Here is a 24,989-nt window from a genome sequence, read left to right on the forward strand (position 1 = left end):
CCGTATCGGGGAGGGCCATCGGGCGGTTCCAGGTACGTGGTTCCGCCCCGGTGCCGTGGGGCCAACTGTCAGGTCGCGGGCTGTGGTTGGGGTACCGTCGCCAACTCCCTGTCCCCGCGCCCCGGTTGGCGCAGCAACAACGCGATCGCCGCCGCCACCATCGAGACGCCGCCCGCGAGCGCGTACGCCCCGTTGTAGCCCCAGGCCGCGACCACCATGGAGCCGAGACCGCCACCGAACAGGCCGCTGATGAGCTTGCCGCTGTACACCAGGCCGTAGTTGGTGGCGTTGAAGTTCTCGCCGAAGTAGTCCGGGGTCAGGGCCGCGAACATCGGGTAGAACGCGCCGCCGCCGAAACCGGACAGGAACGCGAAGAACAGGAACAGCCACTCGCTGCGCAGATGCCCGGCCCAGATCACACCGAACTGGGCGAGCCCCAGGACCAGGATGACGAAGACCAGGGTGAGTTTGCGGCCCCACAGGTCGGACAGCCAGCCCACCACCGCGCGGCCGATGCCGTTGATGACGGCCATGACGCCCATCGACGAGGCAGCCACCAGTGGGCCGAAGCCGACGTCCTTCGCGAAGTCGACCTGGAAGGAGATCCCGAAGATCGACACCCCGGCGGTCAGCACGATCGACAGCCACATCAGCGGCAGCATGCCGGTGCGGATGGCCTCCTTGGGCGTGAACTGCCGTACGGCAGGAGGGTTCTTGGCGAGGCTCGTGGCGCTCTTGTCGTTGCCGCCGTAGGTCAGCGGATCGATGTCGGCGGGCCACCAGTTCTTCGGCGGGTCCTTGAAGAAGAACGCGCACCCGAACACCACGATCAGGATGTAACAGCCGATCAGATCCAGGACCCGGTGGTAATTCCCGGTGTCGAAGGCGTAGTTGAAGATGAAGATGAACGGCAGCGAGCCGTACGCGAAGCCGCCGTTGACGAACCCGGTGCGGGCGCCCCGCCGTTCGGGGAACCACTTGCCGACCATGTTGATGCAGGTCGCGTAGACCAGACCGGCGCCGACACCGCCGATGACGCCGAAGCCGATGATCGCCAGCCACACGTTGTCCAGGTGCGACAGCGCGAGGAAACCGATCACGCACATCACCGAGCCGACGTACATCGCCTTGCGGGCCGTGAGGATGCCCTTCTCCCGCATCCAGCCCGCCGGGAAGGCGATGCCGGCCTGGAAGAACACCCAAATGCTCAGGATCCAGAAGGTGTTGCTCTGCGTCCAGCCGTGCGCACTGGACAGGGTGTCCTCCGCGGAGCCGTACGCGTACTCGAAGACACTGATCGCCATCATGGCGATCCAGGGGAGGTAGATCATGATCTTGCGGGAGTGGCCGAGGATGTCGCGGTCGGTCTCGCCGACACGGTAGACGCGGCCGTTGGCGTCGGTCACTTCACGGTAGGGACGGTTCGCGGCGCCGGATTCGTTCGTGGTGATGGGATCTGCGGTCATGTCACGCCATCTCCTCGCCGAGCGGGTGCGGGTTGGGAGCGATACGCCGGGCGCTGGGCCTGCCCGGAGCCTTGAGGAAGAGCGCCAGCACCGCGGAGGCCAGACCCACCGAACCGGCCAGCACGAACGCGCCGTGGTAGTCCCACTCACCGACGACGACCGCGCCCAGACCGGAGCCGACGAGCCCCGAGATCAGCTTCGAGCTGTAGACCATCCCGTAGTTGCTGGCGTTGTTGTTCTCACCGAAGTAGTCGGCCGTCATGGCCGCGAACAGCGGGAAGATCGCCCCGCCGCCGAAACCCGAGACCATGGAGCAGAACAGGAAGAACGGCATGCTGCCCATCTGGCCCGAGACCAGCACACCGAACTGCGCGGTGCCGAGCACGAGGCACACGATGATCAGCGTGTGGCGGCGGCCGTAGCGGTCGGAGATCCAGCCGATGACCCCGCGCCCGGTGCCGTTCACGATCGCCTTCAGAGACATCGCCGTGGCCACGATCCCGCCCGCGAAGCCCATGTCCTTGCCGAACGGCACCTGGAACGCGATGCCGAAGATGTTGATGCCGGCCGTGCACAGCAGACAGAACCACATCATCCAGAGCACGGGCGTACGGGCTGCCTCTCTGGGTGTGTACTGCTTCACCGCCGGCGGATTCTTCTCCAACGCCCGCCGGATCCTGGGGTCTTGGGCCACCGTCAGCGGATCGACATGAGCGGGCCACCAGTTCTTCGGCGGATCGCGAAAGAACCAGCCCGCCGACGCCACCACCAGACACAGCCCGATGCCGACCAGGCTGAGCAGCACCTTGTAGTTGCCGAGATCCAGCACCGAGGTGAAGAGGAACACGAACGGCACGGAACCGTAGGCGAATCCGCCGTTCACGAAGCCCGTCTTGCCGCCCTTGCGCTCCGGATACCACTTGCCGACCATATTCACGCACGTCGCATACACAAGACCGGCGCCGATACCGCTGCACATACCGAATCCCAGATACGCGACGAGCACATTCGGCGCGAACGCCAGCGCCAGATAGCCCAGCAGCGTGCCGAGCGCGCCGATCAACATGGCCGTACGCGCCGGGAGTCTGCCGCTCTCCCGCAACTGCCCAGCCGGGAAGGCCACGGCCGCCTGGAAGAACACCCAGACGCCCATCAACCAGAAGATGTGCCCACTGCTCCACAGATGCGCGTCGTGGAGCGTGTCCTCCGCCGACGTGAACGCGTACTCGGCGGAACTGATGCCCATCATGCCCACCCAGGGCAGGACAACCATCCATTTGCGCGCGCGGCCCATGATGTCGACATCGGATTCACCGATGCGGTACACGCGGCCGTGACGGTCCGTCACCTCCCTGAAAGGGACGGACGTCGAGTAGTCCGTTGTTGCCATCGCTCAGTGCCCCTTGCGTCGAAAGTCTGGCCAGCGCCCCCTGTCCAATGCCTTTCGTGTGCGCACGGGTCCCCGGGGCCGGCCGACCGCACTGTCGGCCGGCCCCGCGTCGGCTCACGTCATGAACCACCGCCCAACAGGCCTGCCGCACGCGCCCATTGGTACTTCGCGCCAAGCACGGCCACCGGCTTCTCAGTGGTGTACGGGTACGCCACCACCCCGCGCTCGTACAGGTACTGGCAGGCCTCCTCGACCTCCACATCACCCGCGAGCGACGCCACCACCGGCTTCTCGATGCCGCGTTCCCTGAACTCGGCGACCACGCGCGCGGTCAACTCCGCGAAGACCATCGGGGGAGTGACGATGGTGTGCCAGTAGCCGAGGACCAGCGCGTGGATCCGCGGATCCTCAAGTCCCAGCCGGATCGTCGCCTCGTACGTCGACGGCGGCTCGCCCCCGGTGATGTCCACCGGGTTGCCCGCGGCCCCGAAGGGCGGGATGAACTCCCGGAAGGACGCGTCGAGATCCGGCGGAATCTCCATCAGTGAGAGGCCGTTGTCGGTCACCGCGTCGGAGAGCAGCACACCGCTGCCGCCCGCGCCGGTGATGATAACTACGTTGTCGCCCTTGGGAGTTGGCAGCACAGGCAGTCCGCGCGCGTACTCCAGCATGTCGTTGAGCCCGGGGGCGCGGATGACACCGGCCTGCTTCAGGATGTCCGTGTACACGGCGTCGTCGCCGGCCAGCGCGCCCGTGTGCGAGCCCGCGGCCTTCGCACCCGCCGCCGTACGACCGGCCTTCAACACCACAACCGGCTTACGGGGAACGGTCTTTCGGGCCGCCTCCACGAACGCCCGCCCGTCCTTGAGGTCCTCCAGGTGCATCGCGATGCACTCCGTGTGCGGGTCCTCGCCGAACCAGGTCAGCAGGTCGTCCTCGTCCAGGTCCGACTTGTTGCCGAGCCCGACGATGGCCGACACCCCCGTCTTCGTGGTCCGCGCGAACCCCAGGATGGCCATCCCGATGCCACCGGACTGCGAGGTCAGCGCCACCCCGCCCTTCACGTCGTACGGCGTGCAGAACGTGGCGCACAGGTCCTGCCAGGTGGAGTAGTAGCCGTAGATGTTCGGCCCGAGCAGCCGCACGCCGTAGCGCTCGGCTATCTCCACTATTTCTTCCTGGAGTTGGACCTCGCCGGTCTCGGCGAACCCGGAGGGGATGAGGACCGCGTTGGGGATGTTCTTGCGACCCACCTCCTCCAGCGCCGCTGCCACGAACTTGGCGGGAATGGCGAAGACGGCCACATCCACCTCACCGGGAACGTCCGTGACACTCTTGTACGCCTTGCGGCCGAGGATGTCATCGGCACGGGGGTTCACCGGGTGGATCTCGCCGGCGAAACCGCCGTCGACGAGGTTGCGCATCACCGAATTGCCGATCTTGCCCTGCTCGTTGGAGGCACCGATCACGGCGACCGAGGTCGGCTCCATCAGGCGGCGCATGGTCGTCAGGATTTCGTCGCGTGTATACCGTCGACGGGCTACCGGCTGCGACTCGGCGAGGATGACACGGATGTCCGCCGCGACCGCGCCCTCCGGAGTCGCGATCACCGGATTGAGATCCACCTCGGCGATCTCCGGGAAGTCCGCGACCAGTTGGGACACCCGGCGGATCTGCTCGGCGATCGCCCACCGGTCGACGGCCGGTGCGCCGCGCACCCCGCGCAGGATCTCCGCCGCCCGGATCGAGTCCAGCATCGACAGCGCCTCGTCCGCGCTCACCGGCGCCAGCCGGAACGTCACGTCCTTCAGCACCTCGACCAGCACGCCGCCGAGCCCGAACGCGACCACCTTCCCGAACGTCGGATCGGTCATCGCGCCGACGATCACCTCCTGCCCCTGCGGCAGCAACTCCTGTATCTGGACGCCCTCGATACGGGCGTCGGCGTCGTACGCCCGCGCGTTCTCGACGATCCTGTGGAACGCGGCCCGTACGTCCGCCGCGCCCTCCACTCCGACGATCACGCCACCCGCGTCGGTCTTGTGCAGGATGTCGGGCGACACGATCTTCATCACGACGGGCCCGCCGAACCGCGCCGCGAACGCCACCGCCTCGTCGACATCCGTCGCCAACTCCTCGCCCGGTACGGCGATCCCGTACGCGTCGGCGATCACCTTGCCCTCCGGCGCGGTCAGCGCGAGCCGTCCCTCGGCGCGCACGGAGTCGAGCAGGGCGCGCACCTTCAGCAGTCGGTCCTCTGTCATCACGTCAGATCACCCCGTTCGACTTGAGGAGGCGCAACTCTTCGTCGCCGAGACCGAGTTCGCCGATGTAGACCTCTTCGTTGTGCTCGCCGAGCAGCGGTGAACTGGTCACGTCCACCGGGGAGTCGGAGAGCTTGAGGGGGCTGCCCACGGTGACGAACTCACCGCGCTCGGGGTGCGGCACCGTCACGACCATCTCGTTGGCCACCAGCGACTCGTCCTCGATGATCTCCCTGGTCGACAGGATCGGCCCGCACGGGATGTTGTGGGCGTTGAGCCGCTCCAGCACCTCCCACTTGGGCAGCGTGGACGACCACTCCTCGATCAGCTGGAACATCTTGGTGAGCTGCGGGAGTCGTGCCTCCGGTGTGGCCCACTCGGGGTCCTCGGCCAGTTCGGGCCGGCCGATCAGCTCGGTGAGCGGCCGCCAGCCGACCGGCTGCACGATGACGTACACATAGTCGTTCGGGCCGCCCGGCGCGCACTTGACCGCCCAGCCGGGCTGGCCGCCGCCGGACGCATTGCCCGAGCGGGGCACCTCGTCGCCGAAGTCGTCGTTCGGGTACTCGGCGAGCGGCCCGTGCGCAAGGCGCTGCTGGTCGCGCAGCTTCACGCGGCACAGGTTCAGCACGGCGTGCTGCATGGCCACGTTGACCCGCTGGCCGCGGCCAGTGCTCTCGCGCTGGAAGAGTGCCGCCAGTATCCCGGCTACTGTATGCACTCCTGTGCCCGAGTCACCGATCTGAGCGCCCGTGGCCAGCGGCGGTCCGTCCTCGAAGCCGGTGGTCGACATCGACCCGCCCATCGCCTGCGCGACGACCTCGTACGCCTTGAAGTTGGTGTACGGGCCGTCCCCGAAACCCTTGATGGACGCATACACGATCCGCGGATTGATCTCCTGTATGCGATCCCAGGTGAACCCCATACGGTCGACCGCGCCCGGCCCGAAGTTCTCGACCATGACGTCGGAGCGCCGGATCAGCTCGGTGAGGATTTCCTTGCCGCGCTCGGTCTTGGTGTTGAGGGTGATGCTGCGCTTGTTGCAGTTGAGCATCGTGAAGTAGAGGGAGTCGACGTCCGGGAGGTCGCGCAGCTGCTTGCGCGTGATGTCGCCGGTCGGTGCCTCCAGCTTGACGACGTCGGCGCCGAGCCAGGCGAGGAGTTGGGTGGCGGAGGGGCCGGACTGGACGTGCGTCATGTCGAGGACGCGGATGCCCTCAAGTGCCCTGGCGGTCATGGCCGTTCACCTCACTTGTACATCGTCTGGTTCATGGTTCCGGGGGCGTACGCGTCCGGGTCGACCCAGACGTTGATCAGCGACGGCTTGCCCGACTCACGGGCGCGGCGCAGGGCCGGGCCGATGTCGGCGGGGTCGCGGACCTCCTCGCCGTAACCGCCCAGCATCTGGGCGAACTTGTCGTAGTGGACGTCGCCAAGCGTGTTGCCGACCCGCTCGCGCTCCAAGCCGTACTTGGCGGCCTGGCCGTAACGGATCTGGTTCATCGAGGAGTTGTTGCCGACGATGCCGACGAAGGGGAGGTCGTAGCGGACGAGGGTCTCGAAGTCCCAGCCGGTGAGGGAGAACGCGCCGTCGCCGAACAGCGCGACGACCTCCTTGTCGGGCCGTGCCTGCTTCGCCGCGAGGACGAAGGGGATGCCGACGCCGAGCGTGCCCAGCGGGCCCGGATCCATCCAGTGGCCGGGCGATTTGGGCTGCACGACCTGCCCGGAGAAGGTGACGATGTCGCCGCCGTCGCCGATGTAGATGGAGTCCTCGGTGAGGAAGTCGTTGATCTCGCTGACCAGGCGGTACGGGTGGATCGGTGCGGCGTCCGACCGCAGACTCGGCAACCGCTTCTCGATCGCGGCCTGTTCGACGGCGCGCAGCTCGTCGAGCCACTCCTTGCGCCTGGAAGCACCGCCGTTGAGACGTCCCGAGGCCGCTTCCGCGACGGACTTCAGTACGAGCCCCGCGTCGCCGACGATGCCGAGGTCGATGTCCCGGTTCTTGCCGACGGTGCGATAGTCGAGGTCGATCTGCACGACGGTCGCGTCGGGGGAGAGCCGCTTGCCGTAGCCCATGCGGAAGTCGAAGGGCGTGCCGACGATGACGATGACGTCGGCGTGGGAGAAGGCGTACCGGCGCGAGAGTTGGAAGTGGTGCGGGTCGCCGGGCGGGAGGGTGCCGCGGCCCGCGCCGTTCATGTACGCGGGGATGTTGAGGGTGCGGACGAGGTCAATGGCCGCCTCCGTGCCGCGAGTTGTCCACACCTGACTGCCCAACAGGATCGTCGGCTTCTCGGCGTGGACCAGCAGGTCGGCGAGCTTCTCGACCGCCTCGGGGTCGCCGGCCGAGCGGGTCGAGGCGCGATAGGCGCCGGGCTGGGGTACCCGTGCCCTGCTCACCGCCACCTTCGCGTCGAGGACATCGCGCGGGATCTCCAGGAAGGAGGGTCCTGGCGCGCCGTGGTAGCACTCGCGGAACGCCATCGACACCATGTCGGCGGCGCGCGCCGTGTCCGGCACGGTCGCCGCGAACTTGGTGATCGGCGTCATCATGTCGACGTGCGGCAGGTCTTGGAGGGACCCCATCTTGTGCTGGGTGAGGGCCCCTTGGCCGCCGATCAGCAGCATCGGGGACTCCGCGCGGAAGGCGTTGGCGACACCGGTGACGGCGTCGGTCGTACCGGGACCCGCGGTGACGACCGCGCACCCGGGCCTACCGGTGATGCGTGCGTAACCGTCCGCCGCGTGGGCTGCCACCTGCTCGTGGCGTACGTCGACGACTTCTATGCCCTCGTCGACGCAGCCGTCGTAGATGTCGATGATGTGGCCGCCGCACAACGTGTAGATGCGGTCGACCCCCTCGGCCTTCAGGGCTTTGGCGACGAGATGACCACCGGAAATCACGTCCTGGGTGTCGTCGGGCATGGCGAAGTCCTGTCCCTTCGTAGGGGGTTGGAAGGCTCTCGCGGTACATTGCATACAGTCGACGAATACTGTATGAAACTTGTTATCCCGCATCCGGTGGGTGGTGTCCAGGGGGCGTGCGGCACTTTTCGGGGGACTGGGATCGCTCCCCGGACAGACACAGCAGGCAGGAGCCGAGATGGACCTGTACGAGCACCAGGCAAGGGAACTCTTCGCGGAACACGGCATCTTGGTGCCCCGGGCCGAGGTCACCTCCTCGTCCAAGGAGGCGCGCGGGATCGCCCGTGGGCTGGGCGGCCGGGTGGTGGTGAAAGCCCAGGTGAAGACCGGTGGGCGAGGCAAAGCGGGTGGGGTGAAGTTCGCCGCGGACCCGGCCGCCGCCGAGCTGACCGCACGGCAGATCCTCGGCATGGACATCAAGGGCCACACCGTCGGCACGGTGATGCTGGCCCAACCCGTCGACATCGAGAGCGAGTTCTACGTCTCCTACGTCCTCGACCGGGCGGCGGGCCGCTTCCTCGCGATCGCGTCCGCGGAGGGCGGTATGGAGATCGAGGAGATCGCCGCCCGTCGACCGGATGCGGTCGCCCGTATGCACATCGACCCGGCCGAAGGCGTCACCTCGGCGAAGGCGGCCGAGATCGCCGAGGCGGCCGGGCTGCCACCGCAGACCGTCGACGTCCTCGTACGACTGTGGGAGGTGCTGGTCCGCGAGGATGCCCTCCTCGTCGAGGTCAACCCTCTCGTGCGCACCCGGCAGGGGCAGATCCTCGCCCTCGACGGCAAGGTCACCCTCGACGACAACGCCCGCTTCCGGCAGGCCCGTTGGGGTGCCGAGGGCGCGGTACACGACGATCCGCTGGAGGCCGCGGCAGCCGCGAAGGGGCTCAACTACGTCAAGCTCGACGGCGAGGTCGGCGTCATCGGCAACGGCGCCGGCCTGGTCATGTCGACGCTCGACGTGGTCGCGGGGTGTGGTGCCCGTCCGGCCGACTTCCTCGACATCGGGGGCGGGGCCTCGGCCCAGATCATGGCCGACGGGCTCTCCGTCATCCTCTCCGACCCGGCCGTGAAGTCGGTGTTCGTCAACGTCTTCGGCGGGATCACCGCATGCGACGCGGTGGCCGACGGCATCGTGCGGGCGCTGGACACGGTCCGATTGACCAAGCCGCTGGTCGTCCGGCTCGACGGAAACAACGCGGCCCGCGGCCGGGCGATCCTCGACGGGCACGCGCATCCACTGGTCCAGCAGGTCACCACCATGGACGGCGCCGCCCGCCGCGCCGCCGACCTCGCCAACGCACGCTGAGGAGCGGGGACATGGCGATCTACCTCACCAAGGAGAGCAAGGTCCTCGTCCAGGGCATGACCGGCGGCGAGGGCATGAAGCACACCCGCAGGATGCTCGCCGCCGGCACGAACGTCGTCGGCGGCGTCAACCCGCGCAAGGCGGGCCGCACCGTCGACTTCGAGGTCCCCCAGTGCTTGAACGGCCTGGGAGGTGCCCCCATGGCCGTCCCTGTCCCTGTCCCTGTCCCCGTCTTCGGGTCGGTCGCCGACGGTATACGGTCGACGGGAGCCGATGTCACCGTCGTGTTCGTGCCGCCCGCTTTCGCCAAGGACGCCGTGACCGAGGCCGCCGACGCGGGCATCGGCCTCGCCGTCGTCATCACCGAGGGCATCCCCGTCCACGACTCGGTCGCCTTCACGGCCTACGCCGGGTCGAAGGGCACCCGGATCATCGGCCCCAACTGCCCCGGTCTGATCACCCCCGGCCAGGCCAACGCGGGCATCATCCCCGCCGACATCACCAAGCCGGGCCGTATCGGCCTGGTCTCCAAGTCCGGCACGCTCACCTACCAACTCATGTACGAACTCCGGGACATCGGCTTCTCGACCTGTGTCGGTATCGGCGGCGACCCCGTCGTCGGCACGAGCCACATCGACTGCCTCGCCGCGTTCCAGGACGACCCCGACACCGAACTCGTCGTACTCATCGGGGAGATCGGCGGCGACGCGGAGGAGCGGGCCGCCGCGTACATCCGCGACCACGTCACCAAGCCGGTCGTCGGCTACATCGCCGGTTTCACCGCGCCCGAGGGCAGGACGATGGGCCACGCCGGCGCCATCGTGTCCGGCTCCTCCGGTACGGCGGCGGCGAAGCGGGAGGCGCTGGAGGCCGTGGGAGTCAGGGTCGGGCGTACGCCTACGGAGACCGCCCGGCTGGTGCTGAACCGCCTGGAGGGGGTGCGGGAGGCGGCGCGTGATGTCACTCATAGTTGAGGTGACGTCACTGTCGCGCTCCTTGGAGCGCAACTAGCCTCATCTGTACGACGGTTCGTGCGGAGGACCGTTCCTGCCTCACCCCGCCCCGACTGTGCACCGAGAGCGGAGCAGAAGCATGGCATCAACCCTCACCCCCCTTCATCACCCCCCGACCCTCAAGACGGGCACGTCCTGGAGCGACGCGTGGCGGCGTTGTCTCGCCGTCGCGCCCGAGGCGTTCCAGGACGACCGTGTCCTCAACCTCTGGAACGCCGCCTGGCAGCGGGACGGCCGGGCCCTGCCCGCCACCTCCCCCGTCGACGGCAGCCCCATCGCCGGACCGCCCCGGCTGGACCGGTCCACCGCCCACCAGGCCGTACGCGCCTCCCTCGACCAGCACCGCGCCTGGCGGCACGTCCCGCTCGACGAACGGCGGGCCCGTGTCGCCGCCACGCTCGACGCCCTCACCGAGCACCGCGAACTCCTCGCGCTGCTGCTGGTCTGGGAGATCGGCAAGCCCTGGCGGCTCGCACAGGCGGACGTGGACCGGTCCATCGACGGTGTGCGCTGGTACGTCGACGGCATCGAACCGATGCTCGCCGGCCGCACCCCGCTGGACGGCCCGGTGTCGAACATCGCGAGCTGGAACTACCCGATGAGCGTGCTCGTCCACGCCATGCTCGTACAGGCGCTGGCGGGCAACGCGGTCATCGCCAAGGCCCCGACCGACGGTGGCGTCGCCTGCCTCACCCTGGCCTGCGCGCTCGCCGCCCGCGAGGGCATCCCCATCACCCTCGTCAGCGGCAGCGGAGGCGAACTGTCCGAGGCGCTGGTCCGGGCGCCCGAGATCGGCTGCGTCTCCTTCGTCGGCGGGCGCGACACCGGGGCGGCGGTGGCCACGGCCGTCGCCGACCTTGGCAAACGGCACGTCCTGGAACAGGAAGGACTCAACACCTGGGGCATCTGGAACCACACGGACTGGGACACCCTCACCGCCATCATCCCCAAGCTCTTCGACTACGGCAAGCAGCGCTGCACCGCGTATCCGCGCTTCGTCGTCCAGCGCGAGCTGTTCGACGAGTTCCTCACCGCCTACCTCCCCGCGGTCCGAACTCTCCGCGTCGGCCACCCCCTTGCCGTCCAGCACGCCGAAGACCCCTACCCCGAGCTGGACTTCGGTCCGGTGATCAACGCGGCCAAGGCCAAGGAACTCCACGACCAGGTGGCCGAGGCGATCGACCGCGGCGCCGTACCGTTGCACCGCGGCAAGCTGTCCGAGGCCAACTTCCTTCCGGGGCAGGACACTTCGGCGTACGTCCGTCCCGTCACGCTCCTCAACCCGCCACCGTCGTCGCCGCTGCACCACGCGGAGCCTTTCGGCCCGGTCGACACCATCGTCCTGGTCGACACGGAGGCGGAGTTGCTGGCCGCGATGAACGCGTCCAACGGTGCGCTGGTCGCCACCCTGTCCACCGACGACCGCGCGACCTACGACCGACTCGCCCCGCAGATCCGCGCGTTCAAGGTCGGGCACGGCAAGCCGCGTTCCCGAGGCGACCGCGACGAGTTGTTCGGCGGCTTCGGTGCCTCTTGGCGCGGTGCCTTCGTCGGCGGTGAACTCCTCGTCCGGGCGGTGACACACGGACCGGTGGGGGAGCGGCTGCCGGGCAACTTCCCGGAGTACCAGCTCATGCCATGACCGGCAGGTATCGGTTCATGCAGTGACCGGTCGGTATCGGTTCACGCCGTGACCGGTGGCCGGGCGGTACTCGGGTCCGTCGAGTGCCGCCCGGCGATGATCTCGTCGGCCAGCCAGCGGGCCACGCCCTGCGGATACGGGCGCGGCAGGTTCAGCACGATGTGGTTCATCCCGGCGTCGACGAGGCGGCCGACCGTCTCCCGGGTCGTGGCCGGCTCGTCGTACGACACCAGGACCTGCACCGAACGCGTGATCCCGGCCGGGTCACGGCCCAGTTCGGCGCAGTGCGCGTCGAGGACACGGGCGCGCTCGGCGACGTACTCGACCGTGTTGTGCGGCGGCCCTGGAACGTTCCATATGTCCGCGTGCTCGGCCACCAGTCGTAGCAGCCGGGTGCCCCAGCCGCCGATCAGCAGCGGGGGACCGGGCCGTTGGACGGGCTTGGGTTCGCAGCGCGTACCCCGGAGCCGGTAGTGGCGGCCCTCGAAGTCGAAGACGTCCCGGGCCCACATCCCCTTCAGGATCGCGACGGTCTCCGCCAGCCGCTCGATGCCCTCACCCGGCGGGACGAGCGGGAGGCCGTAGGCCGCGTACTCCGCGATCGCCGGATTCGCGCCCGGGATTCCCCCGGCGCCGGCCGGCTGATGCGTCCCGCCGACGCCCAGCCCGAGCACCAGCCGCCCGCCCGAGATCACGTCCACGGTGGACGCCATCTTGCCGAGCACGGCCGGCGGCCGGACACGGTTGCTGGTGACGAGAAGGCCGAGCCGCAGCCGCTCCGTCTGGGCGGCGAGTGCGCCGAGCAGCGTCCACCCTTCGTGTATCTGTCCGTCCTCGGGCCCGGCGACCGGCAGCAGGTGGTCCCACAGCCAGGCGTCCGCGATCTCCGGGACGGCGTCCGCCTCCAGCCAGACCCGGCGGATGTCCCCGTACGACACATGCATGGGTGTGGTCTTGATCCCGAAGCGCACAGTGGTCTCGTCCGTCATGACCGTCAGCCTACCGAATCATCAGCACTACTGACGATCAGATGGGAGATTCATGTCGGGATACAGTCGGGGAATGGCCAACGATCAGTTCCCCAGCCCCCTGGAGTCCCGGCTCGGCTACCTCCTCAAGCACGCCCAGGCGAAACTGGCCAAGGCATCGGCCGAGGCGCTCGCTCCGCACGGTGTCGACGGTCACGAGTTGGCCGTACTGGTGGTGCTCGCCGCGGGGGAGCCGTTGTCGCAGGTCGAGGCCGCCGGGCGGCTCGGGGTCGACCGCACCACGATGGTGTCGCTGATCGACGGCCTGGAGGACCACGGTCTGGTGGTGCGGCGGCGCAGTCCGCAGGACCGCCGCAAGAACATTGTCGAACTGACGTCCGAGGGGCAGGACTGCCTGCGCCAGGCGGAGAAGGCCCGTCGAGCGGCGGAACGGCGATTTCTGGCCCCGCTGGACGAGGCGGGGGCGGCCTCGCTCGTACGGGCGCTGCGGACCCTGGTGCTCGACGGGCGAGTGCCCGAATCCGGCGCGTGTCCGTAGGGGTTCGTTCGTCAGTCGTGGTGGAGTCCTCGCAGGTGGCAGGCGTCCCGGGGCTGGTTCCGCGGGGGCGGATATGCAGGTGAAAGGCACTGCGAAAGCTTGGTATTGTTGTCCATGTCGCCGCGGGGAACACCCCCGGTCGGGCGGCAGACACCTCGTCCGGGTGGCGGAATGGCAGACGCGCTAGCTTGAGGTGCTAGTGCCCTTTATCGGGCGTGGGGGTTCAAGTCCCCCCTCGGACACCAGCGGAGACCCCACTTCACGTGGGGTTTTCTGCTTGCCAGGGCCGCCGTGCGGTTGGCCCGCGGATGACATCTCACCTACCGGGCAGCCCCGGCGAGGTTTGAAGCGATGTCGACGTATCCTTCTTGAGGTCTACGGCGTCAAATAGTGGGCGCCGAAAATGGAGGCAACACCCCGTGCTCATTGCTCAGCGTCCGTCCCTGACCGAAGAGGTCGTCGACGAGTTCCGTTCCCGGTTCGTGATCGAGCCGCTGGAGCCGGGCTTCGGCTACACCCTCGGCAACTCCCTCCGCCGTACGCTCCTCTCCTCGATCCCGGGTGCGGCGGTCACGTCCATCCGCATCGACGGCGTCCTGCACGAGTTCACCACCGTGCCGGGTGTCAAGGAGGACGTCACCGACCTGATCCTCAACATCAAGCAGCTCGTCGTCAGCAGTGAGCAGGACGAGCCCGTGGTGATGTACCTGCGCAAGCAGGGTCCGGGTCTGGTCACCGCCGCCGACATCGCGCCCCCGGCCGGTGTCGAGGTCCACAACCCCGACCTCGTCCTCGCCACGCTCAACGGCAAGGGCAAGCTGGAGATGGAGCTGACCGTCGAGCGCGGTCGCGGCTACGTCTCGGCGGTCCAGAACAAGCAGGTGGGCCAGGAGATCGGCCGGATCCCGGTCGACTCCATCTACAGCCCGGTGCTGAAGGTCACGTACAAGGTCGAGGCGACGCGTGTCGAGCAGCGCACCGACTTCGACAAGCTGATCGTCGATGTCGAGACGAAGCAGGCCATGCGTCCCCGCGACGCCATGGCGTCGGCCGGTAAGACCCTCGTCGAGCTGTTCGGTCTCGCGCGCGAGCTGAACATCGACGCCGAGGGCATCGACATGGGCCCGTCCCCCACGGACGCCGCCCTGGCCGCCGACCTCGCGCTGCCGATCGAGGAGCTGGAGCTCACCGTTCGGTCGTACAACTGCCTCAAGCGCGAGGGCGTCCACTCGGTGGGCGAGCTGCTGGCGCGCTCCGAGGCCGACCTGATGGACATCCGCAACTTCGGTGCGAAGTCCATCGACGAGGTCAAGGCCAAGCTGGCCGGTCTGGGTCTGGGCCTGAAGGACAGCCCGCCCGGATTCGACCCGACCGCCGCGGTCGACACCTTCGCCACCAACGACGCGGACACGCGGTTCGTGGAGACCGAGCAGTACTAGGCAGTACTTGGAACGGTGTAAACGGTAAGTCCCGGCGCCCTGGTCGAGCAGCAGCCCGACCAGGGCGCCGTGCTGTGCCGGGTCTCAGGGTGTACATCCCGAGGCTGACGGAGCGGCCCGTAAATCCGCCGAAGGCGGGATGCCGCCTCGCCGTTCGCACAGCAGGGTGGCGGGCATGCGTGAAACCGGAGAACTGACGAAGCGTCATAGACGTTTGTTATCAGGCAGGTTGGCGGCGCTGGGGGCCGTCCTCTGTCTCACCTCGGCCACCATGGCCCTGCTGCCCGCCCCCGCGTCCGCCACCACGACGGTCGCCGAGGGCGGGCACACGGTCCGCATCAGCCGGACCGAGTACGGCGTACCGCACATCCTGGCCCAGGACTTCGACGGACTCGGTTACGGCTACGGGTACGCGTTCGCGCAGGACAACGTCTGCGAACTCGCCGACCAGATAGTGACGTTGCGGGGTGAACGGTCCCGGTTCTTCGGGCCCGACGGAGACTCCGGTACGGGCGCCGACCTCGCGAGCGACACCTACTACGGCGGACAGCTGCGCGCCGGGACAGTGCGCCAACTGCTCGACAAGAAAGCGCCGTTGGGGCCCACGACGGAACTGCGGCGGATGGTCGAGGGATACGCCGCCGGGTACAACCGCTATCTCCGGGACACCGGAGTCGACCGGCTCCCGGACGCGCGCTGCAAGGGCAAGCCCTGGGTGCGGCCGATCACCGCGCTCGACCTGTGGAACGTCGTCTACGACGTCAACAGGGTGACCGAGACAGTGCCGTTGGCCCCGGACATCGGCGACGCGCAACCCCCGACCGCCTCCGCCCCCTCGACGGCCGCGACAACCTCCTCCCGCAGCGGCCTCGTTGGTCTCGGCCTCGCCTCCGCCGACGTCGGCAGCAACGGCTGGGCGCTCGGCCGGGACGCCACCCGCACCGGCAACGCGATGGTGCTCGCCAACCCGCACCTGCCCTGGGCCGAGGGCAACTTCCGCTTCTACCAAGTGCAGTTGACGATCCCCGGCACCCTGGACGTGTCCGGCGCCGGCCTCTACGGCACCCCGTTGGTGGAGATCGGCCACAACCGCACCCTCGCCTGGACGCACACCGCGAGCGATGCCCAGCACGGCTCCTTCTACGCCCTCAAGCTCGTGCCCGGCGACCCGACGAGCTATCTGCTCGACGGCAAGGCCGTTCCCATGGAGCGCCGTACGATCCCGGTTGCCGTACGGGGCGCGGACGGTGGACTGTCGACCGTCGAACGGACGCTGTACACCTCGCGGTTCGGCCCCGTCCTGTCGTCCGGCTGGACCACGACCACCGCCTACGCGATCCGCGACGCCAACGCCGACAACCTGCGCTCCCTGAACACCTGGCTGGCCATGGGGAAGGCACGCACTCTCGGTCAACTCCGCGCCGCCCAGGACACGTTCCAGGGCGTCCCATGGACCTACACCCTCGCGGCCGACACCAGCGGCGGCACGTACTTCACCGACTCCTCGGCCGTCCCGCACCTCACCGACGAGCAACTGAAGCGCTGCACAGTCGCGGCGGACCAAGGGCCCACCGCCCTGGACGGTTCCACGTCGGCCTGCGCCTGGGGCAGTGACCCCGACGCACTCGTGCCCGGCGTCTACGGCCCCTCCCACCAGCCGAAGTCGGTGCGCGGCGACTATGTCGCCAACTCCAACAACGGTCCCCAGTACGTCAATCCGGAGGCGCCGATCACCGGCCTCCCGGGCGCGTACGACACCGATCCACACCTCGACGGGCGGGCCCAGCTGGGACTGGGCATGATCGCCCAACGCCGGGACGGAACGGACGGGTTGGGCGCTCCCGGCTTCACCGAGGACACCCTCGGCGCGTCGATGTTCGGCAACCGTGTCCTGTCGGCCGAGCGGGGCCGCGACGGCATCGTCGCCATGTGCCGCGCCCACCCGAACCCGACGGCCACGGACGGCACACAGGTCGACGTGACGCAGGCGTGCGCGACCCTCGCCCGCTGGGACACCCGCGCCGACACCACCAGCCGGGGCATCGTGCTCTGGAGCACGTTCTACAACCGCCTCCTCGACGGCGGCCCGCCCGACACCTGGCGCCGCGTCCCCTACGACCCCGCCCAACCCCTCACCACACCAAGGGGATTCAACGGCGACGACCCGCGCGTCCAACGCGCCCTCGCCGACGCCGTCCAGGACCTGGCCGCCCGTGACCTCCCGGTCGACGTCGAACTCGGCGCCGTACAGAAATGGGCCGGCATCCCGCTGCCCGGCTGCGACGTGGGCTGTTTCGACGTCGTGGAGGCGGGGCCCGACTCGGGCACCGGCACCCCGACCGCGGGCGCTTTCGGCAGCAGCTTCCTGATGACCGTCGAACTGACCCCGGCCGGGCCGCGCGCCCACACCCTCCTCACCTACGGAGAGTCCGCGAACCCGACGTCACCCCACTTCTCGGACCAGACACGGCTGTTCTCGCGCAAGCAGTGGGTCACCGAACGATTCACCCGCGCGCAGATCGCCGCCGCCCCGGGCCTGGAGGTGACGACTCTGCGCAGGTGACGCGGTCGGCGCGGCACGGGCCGGTCGCAACTCGGCTGCCCGGAAGCGGGGTTGACTGGTCTATACCCTTGACTGGTACAGACCAATACGGTTCAGTGGGGGCGTCATCCCCCCACCACGGCCGCCCCCCACGCCGTGACCGGTCCGACCGGCCCGTGCGCACAAAGGCTCCGCTCCGCCCTGCCCTTGGCGGGGTACGGCCGTGCTCCACAGAGGAGTTGAACCCTGTGTCGAGACGCCGCATCGCCGCAGTACTGACCGCACTCGTCCTCGGTAGCCTTACGCCCGTGGTCCTCCCCGCCGCCGCGTCCGCCGCGTCCTGTTCCAGCTATCCCAACTGGGTGGCCGGGCAGTCGTACGTGACCGGCAACATCGTCCGCTACACCGACGGCAAGGCGTACATCGCCGAGCACGACAACCCGGGCTACGACCCGGTCATCAGCACCTGGTTCTGGGAGCCGTACGCCTGCGACGGCGGCTCGGGCACGCCCGTCGGCAACTTCGTCGTCAGCGAGGCGCAGTTCAACCAGATGTTCCCGAGCCGGAACTCGTTCTACTCGTACAGCGGTCTCACCGCCGCCCTCAGCGCCTACCCGGGCTTCGCCAACACCGGCAGCGACACCACGAAGAAACAGGAGGCCGCCGCCTTCCTCGCCAACGTCAGCCACGAGACGGGCGGGTTGGTGTACATAGTCGAGCAGAACACCGCCAACTACCCGACGTACTGCGACTGGAGCCAGTCGTACGGCTGCCCGGCCGGTCAGTCCGCCTACTACGGGCGCGGTCCGCTTCAGCTCAGCTGGAACTTCAACTACAAGGCGGCCGGGGACGCGTTGGGCATCAATCTGCTCAACAACCCCTGGCTGGTACAGAACGACTCGGCGGTGGCCTGGAAGACCGCGCTCTGGTACTGGAACACCCAGAGCGGCCCCGGCTCCATGACCCCGCACAACGCGATCGTCAACGGCGCCGGTTTCGGCCAGACCATCCGCAGCATCAACGGCTCGGTGGAGTGCGACGGCAAGAGCCCCGCCCAGGTACAGAGCCGCGTGGACGCCTACAACCGCTTCACCTCGATCCTGGGGACCACCCCGGGCGGCAACCTCTACTGCTGAACGTGCGGCACGGGCACCGGCCGGACCGTTCCAACGGCCGGTGCCCGTCCCGTCCACGCGTTCCAGGAAGGATACGTTCCCGCAGGTCAAACCCTGCGCGAGCGTTCCAGCTTCCCGTTTCCCCCGACTGTCCTGGCGGCTGGGACGGATCGCCGCGCAAGCTGCGGTTGTTCGCAGCGAGACCCACCACGAACCGGGTGGCTCGCCTTCCAGCACCGCACTCACGGGGAGCCCGATCATGTCCGACACCTCCTTCCGCCGCCGCACGGCACTCCTCACCGCCGGCTTCGCCGCGGCCGCCTCACTGGCACTGACCGCCTGTGGGACCAGCCAGGACACGGGGGCCAAGAGCACCCCGACCGCCGTCGCCGACAACGGCAACGGCAACTCCTCGACCGCCACCGGGAGCACCGGGGGCACCGGGAGCACCGGGGGCGCCGAGGCGGACGCGGGCACCGAAGCCGCCGCCTCCGGCACGGACAAGGCCGTCACGGTCTCGAAGTCGGGCCGCAGCAGCACCGCCTTCAAGGGATCCACCGGGTCCACCGGGTCCAACAGCTCTTCGGGCACCGTCACCTGCACCGACGCCAACACCAAGGTCACGGCGCAGACCGTGACGCGTCCGCTGAACCACCTGCTGCTGGCCGTCAAGAACACCGGCTCCAAGACCTGCTACCTGTACGGCTACCCGGCCCTGAACTTCCAGGACGCCCAGGCCGTGCCCCCGGTCGACGAGGCCTCGCAGCCGCAGGCGGTCACCACGCTCCGCCCCGGACAGTCGGGCTACGCGGGCGTCCGCCTCTCCGCCGCCGACGGCAGCGGCTCCGGCGGCTACACCGCGAAGACGCTCAAGGTGATCTTCCAGAACCGCGCGCTCGACTTCGTGGGCTCGGGTGTCGACGTCCCGCTGCCCGCCAAGGGCGTCTGGATCGACAGCTCCCTGACCACCACCTACTGGCTGGCCGACCCCCAGGACGCCCTCAACTAGGCAGTCCGTGCAGCGCAGTTCCCCGCCGCGCAGAGAGGGCGAGGTGTGTCCGGTACAGCGAACGACGTGGCTCGGCGGCTCGATCCAGGGGCGCCCGCGCACGAGTACTTCGAGGTGGTGTGGCGCACCTCGTCCGACGGCGCGTTCAAGAGAGCGGGGCTGCTCGCCTGGGAGATCATCGGCATCGCGGTCGGCCTGCACTCCGCCGACGAGATACAGCCGATCGGCATCGACGTCCGCGTGCACCAAGGCCCGCCGATCGTGGGATTCGCCTACGGCGACGACCGCGAACTGGCCCGCCGGCACACCGCGTTGGTGGAACGCCGACTCTGGGACAGCACAGTGGGCGAGTTCCTGACGTTTCTCCGCGAGACGGCTGCCACTCCGGCCGTCCGAACCACATGAACCACATGAACCAAATGAAGCACCTGAAACACATGAACCACCTGAACCAGTCGAGGAGACATCCCCCCATGTTGGACCGCTCCCTTTCCGGCAACCGGCGCCCGATCCGCCGTGCCACGGCCCTCGCAGCCGCCGGTGCGGCCCTCGCGCTCGCCTTGCCGGTCTCGGCCACGGCCGTGTCCGGTACGGCTCGTGCCGCCGCCCCCGACCCGGTGTCCTCCTTCGGGTTCACCGCCCAGGAACGCAAGGACGCCCTCGCCTACTGGACGCCGGCCCGGATCAAGGCCGTAGGGAAGTCCGTGGACCTCGGGCCGACCGGGCCGAAGACCAAGACGTGGACCGGTCCAGAGTTGAAGACCGTGGGGCGGCTCTTCATGGTCAACGCGGGAGGGGCCGACACCTGGTGCACGGCCACCGCCGTCACGAGCGCCAACCGGTCCGTCGTGATGACCGCGGGGCACTGCGTCCGCCGCTCCGCCTCGCCCGCCAACACCAACATGTCGATGGTGTTCGTCCCGGCCTACAGCAAGGGCAGGCAGCCGTATGGCGGTACCGTCCTGACGCCGCGGACCTTCGGGGAGGAGGGCACGAACGACGTGGCCGCGATGGTCGTCGACGCGGACAGGAGCGGTCGTAGGCTCACCGATGTCGTGGGCGGGACGCCCGTCGCCTTCGACCGGGCGGTCGGCGGGAAGATCTCCTCCTTCGGCTACCCGGCCACCCACCCGCAGCGCGGCGAGGAACTCCTGCGCTGCGTCGGCACGGAGAAGACGGAGAACGGCCAGCGGGTGATCCCCTGCGACATGACCGGCGGCTCCAGCGGCGGCCCGTGGCTGGCCGGGTTCGACGAGGCCACCGGGAAGGGCACCCTCGTCTCCGTCAACAGCGCGCTGGACGGCTTCACGCCGACCAAGATGTACGGCGAGATCCTGGGCGCCACCGCCAAGGCGATGTACGAGCGGGCCGGGCGCGGCTGACCGGCGGTGCCCGAGGGCTGCCCCCGCCGACAGGGGCAGCCCCATGTGAGTACCGCCAGGGGAGGTGCGGTGGCGGGTGCCTTGCCATGACAGCCGTGGGGTTGACCAACACTGCCGACGCCCGCGACGTTCCGTTCCCCTGGCGGTGGGACCAGCCTGCGGTGCCGGGCGGGTGCGGGGGGTGCGAACCACGGGAGATCCGTGCACCCAGTCGCGGGGAGGGGCCGCGCGAGGGGTACCTAGGTATGCGGAGGCCCCTCGGACGCACCGGGATACCTACGCCGTCGAGGTGCCCTCCGCCTGTGCCGGGGCCAGGATCTCGGTACGGGAGGTGATCCCCAGCTTGGCGAGGATGTGCTCCACGTGGGCGTCCACGGTGCGTTTGGAGATGACGAGCCGTTCGGCGATCTCCCGGTTGGACAGTCCCCGGGTCACCAGCGCGGCGACCTCGCGTTCGCGGCGGGTGAGGGAATCGGCGGGGCGGCCGTCCGCAGTGCCGGGGCGGGGCGCGGGAACGCCGGGCGGCTCGTCCGCGTCCGCCCTTACGGCGTCCAGGAGTTCGCGGCCCGACATGCGGGCCCCGGCCTCGCGCCACCGTTCGTACGGTTCGTCACCCAGTGCCGCGCGCACCGCCCGCTGCTGGGCCTCCTGCTCCTCCAGCAGTCGGGGCAGCATGCCGACCGGGTCGCCGCCCAGTCGGCGCGCGTGCTCCGCGTAGCCCAGCAGCCAGCAGGCCCTGACGTACCGCTTCTGTCCGGCCGCGTGCCAGGCCAGCCCGAGGGACGCGAGTGCCGCGACGAGGACCTCGCCGATCTCGCTCGCCGCCTCCAGGCCCCGGCGCAACGCCACCGCGCTCTCCTCGGGCCGGCCCACGAGCCACAGGATGACGCCCTGGACGGTGAGCGTGGACCCGTACAACTGGCGCTCGCCCCGGCCCTCCAGATACGCCAGCCCCGCCGCGCACCACTCCAGCGCCCGGTCCGTGAAGCCCAACGCCCCGTACAGCAGGGCCCCTTCGTAGTGCACGACGCCGATGCCCAGCGCGTCGTCCGCCGCGACCATCCGCGCGCGGACCGCGTCGAGCGCCGCCATTCCCTCCTCGACGGCGCCGCCGAGGACGGTCATGGCGGCCAAGTAGCCCTCGCTGAACAGCTCCACCCGGCTCTCGCCGACCCGCCGCGCCAGGTCGAGGGCGCGCGGGAACCGGTCCAACGCCGTCTCCAGATCCGCCGTCCACACCCCGAACACGCCGGTCATGAACAGCGCCCAGGCCCGCACGGGGGAGTCCTGCTGGACCGGTCCAAGCCCCTTGTCGATCCAGTACCGGCCCTCGGACAGCGTCCCCGCCGCCCGCCAGTACGCCCCGAGCCGGGTCGCCAGCCACAGCGCGTCCGCGGCCCGGCCCTCCGTGGCGCAGCCGTACTCCAGGGCCGCCCGCACATCGGCGATCTCCGCGCGCACCGCGTGGTGCAGCGTGACCTGCGCCGGGCCCACCAGGCCGTCCCAGAAACGGCCGACGAGTTCCTCGTAGTGGGCGAAGTGCCGCCGCCGTACGGCCTCGGCGTCCTCGCTCTCCGCGAGCCGCCCGGCGCCGTACTCGCGGATGGTGTCGAGGAGCCGGTAGCGGGCCCCGTCCTCGCCGAGGCGCTGGACGACCGACTTGTCGACCAGGCCGATCAGCGCCTCGACGACCTCCTCGCCGCCGAGGTCGCCCGTACCGCCCGTACCGCCCGCGCACACCCGTTCGGCGGCGGTCAGTCCGAAGGAGCCGGCGAACACCGACAGCCGCGCCCACAGCAGTTGCTCCTGGGGTGTGCACAGGTCGTAGGACCAGTCGATGGCCGCGCGGAGGGTCTGGTGCCGGGTGAGGGCCGTGCGGCGGCCGCCGGTGAGGACCTCGCAGTGGCGGTCCAGGCGGGCGACGAGTTCGGAGAGGGGTACGGCCCGCAGTCGTACGGCCGCGAGTTCGAGTGCGAGGGGGATGCCGTCGAGGCGGTCGACGAGCGCGAGGGCGTGCTCCCGGTCGGCGCCGTCGAGAGCGGGGCCGCCGGTCACGGCGGCGGCGCGCCGGTTGAACAGGTCGACGGCGTCGGCGCGGGTCAGCGGGGCGATCGGCAGACAGCGCTCACCGGGCACGTCGAGCGGCTGCCTGCTGGTGGCGAGCACGCTCAGCCCGGGTGCCTCGCGCAGCAGGACGTCGCAGAGCATCGCGCACGCGTCGACCAGGTGCTCGCAGGTGTCGAGGACGATCAACATCCGCCGCCCGCGCAGGTGTTCCACGATGGCGTCGAGCGGTGTCATGCCGGACTGCTCGGGCAACTCCAGCACGCCCGCGAGGGTCGGCGGCACCAACTCCGGGTCGCGCAGGGCGGATAGCTCCACCAGCCGTACTCCGTCGGCGAACCGGTCAGTTGCCGCGCGAGCCGCCCGCAGCGCCGTACGGCTCTTGCCGACACCGCCCGGACCGACCAGCGTGACCAGCCGCGAACGCGCCAACTCGGCGTTCAGCGCGGCGAGTTCGCCGGTGCGTCCGACGAAGCTGGTCAACTCGACGGGGAGTTGACCGCCGCGCCGCTGTCCGAAGCCGTATCCCATGCCGCCCCCATACCCGTCCGCCAACCGATCACCACAGCGTAGGCGAGTGACTCCCGAGCGTGAACGGTAGTCGAGTCCGGCGGGTGGACGCGAGATCGCGCCGGTGGCTCAGTGCGGGGGCGTGCGGGGCAGCGGGAGTGCGCGCCCCGCACGCCGGGCTCGGCCAGGTTCCTGTCTCTGCCGGGCTCACCGAGGTGCCGCTCTATGCGGGGCTCGCCCAGCCGCCGCTCTCGACGGAGCGCACCATGGCGTCCAGCACCGCCGCGCTGTGCACGGCGTCCGGGAGGGTGGCGCCGTACGGCTTGCCCTCGGCGACGGAGCGCAGGAAGCGGTAGGCCTCGATGACCTTGAGGTCGTCGTAGCCCATCGCGTTCGCCGCGCCGGGTTGGAACGCTCCAAACTCGCCGTCGCCCGGGCCGACATACACGGTGGTGACGGGCTGGTCCTGGTACGACGTGCCGCGGCTGACCGCGAGTTCGTTCATCCGGCGGAAGTCCCAGAACACCGCGCCCTTGGTGCCGTGCACCTCGAAGCCGTAGTTGTTCTGCTCGCCTACCGAGACCCGGCACGCCTCCAGGACACCCCGGGCGCCGGAGGCGAACCGCAGCAGGCAGTTGACGTAGTCCTCGTTCTCCACCGGGCCCAACTCGCCGCCGGTGGCGAGCGCGTGGCCCGCGGTCGCGCCGGTGGGGCGGGCCCGCCGCGGCAGGAAGATCGCCGTGTCGGCGGCGAGGGAGGTGATGTCGCCGAGCAGGAAGCGGGCCAGGTCGGCGCCGTGCGAGGCCAGGTCGCCGAGGACTCCGTGGCCGCCGCGCTCCAGCTCGTAGCGCCAGGTCAGGGCGCCGTCCGGGTGGGCCGCGTAGTCGCTGAAGAGGCGGACGCGGATGTGGGTGACTGCGCCCAGCTCGCCGGAGGCGATCAGGTCGCGGGCGGCCTCCACGGCGGGCGCGTTGCGGTAGTTGAAGCCGACCGCGCCCTGCACGCCCGCCTTCGTGACCGCGTCGGCGACGGCGGAGGCGTCCGCGGTCGACAGGCCCACCGGCTTCTCGATCCAGATGTGCTTGCCCGCCTCGGCCATCGCGACGCCGATCTCGCGGTGCAGGAAGTTCGGCGCGGTGATGCTCACCGCCTGCACGCGCGGGTCGGTGACCACCTCGCGCCAGTCGCGGGTGGTGGAGGCGAAGCCGAACTGCTCGGCGGCCTGCTCGGCCCGCCCGGGCACGTCCTCGGCGACCGACACGAGCTGTGGCCGCACGGTCAGCTGCGGAAAGTGGTGCGGGACACGGGCGTACGCCTGGGTGTGCACCCGCCCCATCCATCCGAAGCCGACGACGGCTACACCGAGCGAGGTCACCATGACTGCCC

The 24,989-nt window shown here is 69.6% G+C and carries 18 protein-coding genes and 1 tRNA gene; 11 read left to right on the forward strand and 8 right to left on the reverse strand.

Features of this window, described 5'->3' with window-relative positions; all coding sequences use genetic code 11:
* Positions 1–68: 68 nt before the first annotated feature.
* The 5 genes from ACWIHT_RS13385 to ACWIHT_RS13405 all read right to left on the reverse strand — a co-directional run bounded on the left by ACWIHT_RS13385 (position 69) and on the right by ACWIHT_RS13405 (position 8,051).
* The gene (locus tag ACWIHT_RS13385) at positions 69–1,466 is read right to left on the reverse strand and encodes an OFA family MFS transporter (RefSeq protein ID WP_456167559.1); all 1,398 of its coding nucleotides are present in this window, start codon (positions 1,464–1,466) and stop codon (positions 69–71) included.
* A gap of 1 nt (position 1,467) precedes the next feature.
* Positions 1,468–2,856 (reverse strand): OFA family MFS transporter, encoded by a 1,389-nt coding sequence (locus ACWIHT_RS13390; RefSeq protein ID WP_456167561.1) that lies wholly within the window; start codon positions 2,854–2,856, stop codon positions 1,468–1,470.
* A gap of 119 nt (positions 2,857–2,975) precedes the next feature.
* Positions 2,976–5,120: an acetate--CoA ligase family protein gene (locus tag ACWIHT_RS13395; protein WP_456167563.1), complete on the reverse strand. Its 2,145-nt coding sequence runs from the start codon at positions 5,118–5,120 to the stop codon at positions 2,976–2,978.
* Positions 5,121–5,124: 4 nt separating this feature from the next.
* Complete coding sequence (gene frc, locus ACWIHT_RS13400) at positions 5,125–6,357, reverse strand: formyl-CoA transferase (protein WP_456167565.1); 1,233 nt, start codon at positions 6,355–6,357, stop codon at positions 5,125–5,127.
* Positions 6,358–6,368: 11 nt separating this feature from the next.
* Positions 6,369–8,051 carry a thiamine pyrophosphate-binding protein gene (locus ACWIHT_RS13405; protein WP_456167567.1) on the reverse strand — a complete coding sequence of 561 codons (1,683 nt, stop codon included), beginning with the start codon at positions 8,049–8,051 and terminating at the stop codon, positions 6,369–6,371.
* 178 nt (positions 8,052–8,229) lie between these two features.
* Between ACWIHT_RS13405 and sucC the strand changes: the two genes are divergently transcribed.
* The 3 genes from sucC (at position 8,230) to ACWIHT_RS13420 (ending at position 12,015) form a co-directional block, all read left to right on the forward strand.
* Positions 8,230–9,360 (forward strand): ADP-forming succinate--CoA ligase subunit beta, encoded by a 1,131-nt coding sequence (sucC, locus tag ACWIHT_RS13410; protein ID WP_456167569.1) that lies wholly within the window; start codon positions 8,230–8,232, stop codon positions 9,358–9,360.
* A gap of 11 nt (positions 9,361–9,371) precedes the next feature.
* Entirely contained in the window at positions 9,372–10,334 is a 963-nt protein-coding gene (gene sucD, locus ACWIHT_RS13415; RefSeq protein ID WP_456167571.1) for a succinate--CoA ligase subunit alpha, read from the forward strand.
* Positions 10,335–10,452: 118 nt separating this feature from the next.
* Positions 10,453–12,015: an aldehyde dehydrogenase family protein gene (locus ACWIHT_RS13420; protein WP_456167573.1), complete on the forward strand. Its 1,563-nt coding sequence runs from the start codon at positions 10,453–10,455 to the stop codon at positions 12,013–12,015.
* Positions 12,016–12,056: 41 nt separating this feature from the next.
* On the opposite strand, the gene ACWIHT_RS13425 is transcribed toward ACWIHT_RS13420, so the two are convergent.
* Entirely contained in the window at positions 12,057–13,004 is a 948-nt protein-coding gene (locus tag ACWIHT_RS13425) for an LLM class flavin-dependent oxidoreductase (RefSeq protein ID WP_456167575.1), read from the reverse strand.
* 73 nt (positions 13,005–13,077) lie between these two features.
* Between ACWIHT_RS13425 and ACWIHT_RS13430 the strand changes: the two genes are divergently transcribed.
* The 8 genes from ACWIHT_RS13430 to ACWIHT_RS13465 all read left to right on the forward strand — a co-directional run bounded on the left by ACWIHT_RS13430 (position 13,078) and on the right by ACWIHT_RS13465 (position 21,029).
* On the forward strand, positions 13,078–13,542 hold the full coding sequence (locus ACWIHT_RS13430; RefSeq protein ID WP_456167577.1) for a MarR family winged helix-turn-helix transcriptional regulator: 465 nt from the start codon (positions 13,078–13,080) through the stop codon (positions 13,540–13,542).
* Between the two features lie 157 nt (positions 13,543–13,699).
* Positions 13,700–13,787 (forward strand) — tRNA-Leu (locus ACWIHT_RS13435).
* A 174-nt stretch (positions 13,788–13,961) separates the two neighbouring features.
* The gene (locus tag ACWIHT_RS13440) at positions 13,962–14,981 is read left to right on the forward strand and encodes a DNA-directed RNA polymerase subunit alpha (protein WP_019073061.1); all 1,020 of its coding nucleotides are present in this window, start codon (positions 13,962–13,964) and stop codon (positions 14,979–14,981) included.
* Positions 14,982–15,210: 229 nt separating this feature from the next.
* The gene (locus ACWIHT_RS13445) at positions 15,211–17,544 is read left to right on the forward strand and encodes a penicillin acylase family protein (protein ID WP_456167579.1); all 2,334 of its coding nucleotides are present in this window, start codon (positions 15,211–15,213) and stop codon (positions 17,542–17,544) included.
* Positions 17,545–17,771: 227 nt separating this feature from the next.
* Complete coding sequence (locus ACWIHT_RS13450) at positions 17,772–18,659, forward strand: glycoside hydrolase family 19 protein (RefSeq protein ID WP_456167581.1); 888 nt, start codon at positions 17,772–17,774, stop codon at positions 18,657–18,659.
* Positions 18,660–18,897: 238 nt separating this feature from the next.
* Complete coding sequence (locus tag ACWIHT_RS13455) at positions 18,898–19,647, forward strand: DUF4232 domain-containing protein (RefSeq protein WP_456167583.1); 750 nt, start codon at positions 18,898–18,900, stop codon at positions 19,645–19,647.
* A gap of 45 nt (positions 19,648–19,692) precedes the next feature.
* Complete coding sequence (locus tag ACWIHT_RS13460; protein WP_456167585.1) at positions 19,693–20,052, forward strand: hypothetical protein; 360 nt, start codon at positions 19,693–19,695, stop codon at positions 20,050–20,052.
* Positions 20,053–20,120: 68 nt separating this feature from the next.
* Positions 20,121–21,029: a trypsin-like serine peptidase gene (locus ACWIHT_RS13465; protein WP_456167587.1), complete on the forward strand. Its 909-nt coding sequence runs from the start codon at positions 20,121–20,123 to the stop codon at positions 21,027–21,029.
* 276 nt (positions 21,030–21,305) lie between these two features.
* Here ACWIHT_RS13465 and ACWIHT_RS13470 read toward each other — a convergent pair whose 3' ends face one another.
* Positions 21,306–23,624, reverse strand: a complete 2,319-nt coding sequence (locus ACWIHT_RS13470) for a LuxR C-terminal-related transcriptional regulator (protein ID WP_456167589.1) — start codon at positions 23,622–23,624, stop codon at positions 21,306–21,308.
* A gap of 202 nt (positions 23,625–23,826) precedes the next feature.
* Positions 23,827–24,981: a Gfo/Idh/MocA family protein gene (locus ACWIHT_RS13475; RefSeq protein ID WP_456167591.1), complete on the reverse strand. Its 1,155-nt coding sequence runs from the start codon at positions 24,979–24,981 to the stop codon at positions 23,827–23,829.
* Positions 24,982–24,989 lie beyond the last annotated feature (8 nt).

Source organism: Streptomyces sp. NPDC002276 (assembly GCF_053891435.1).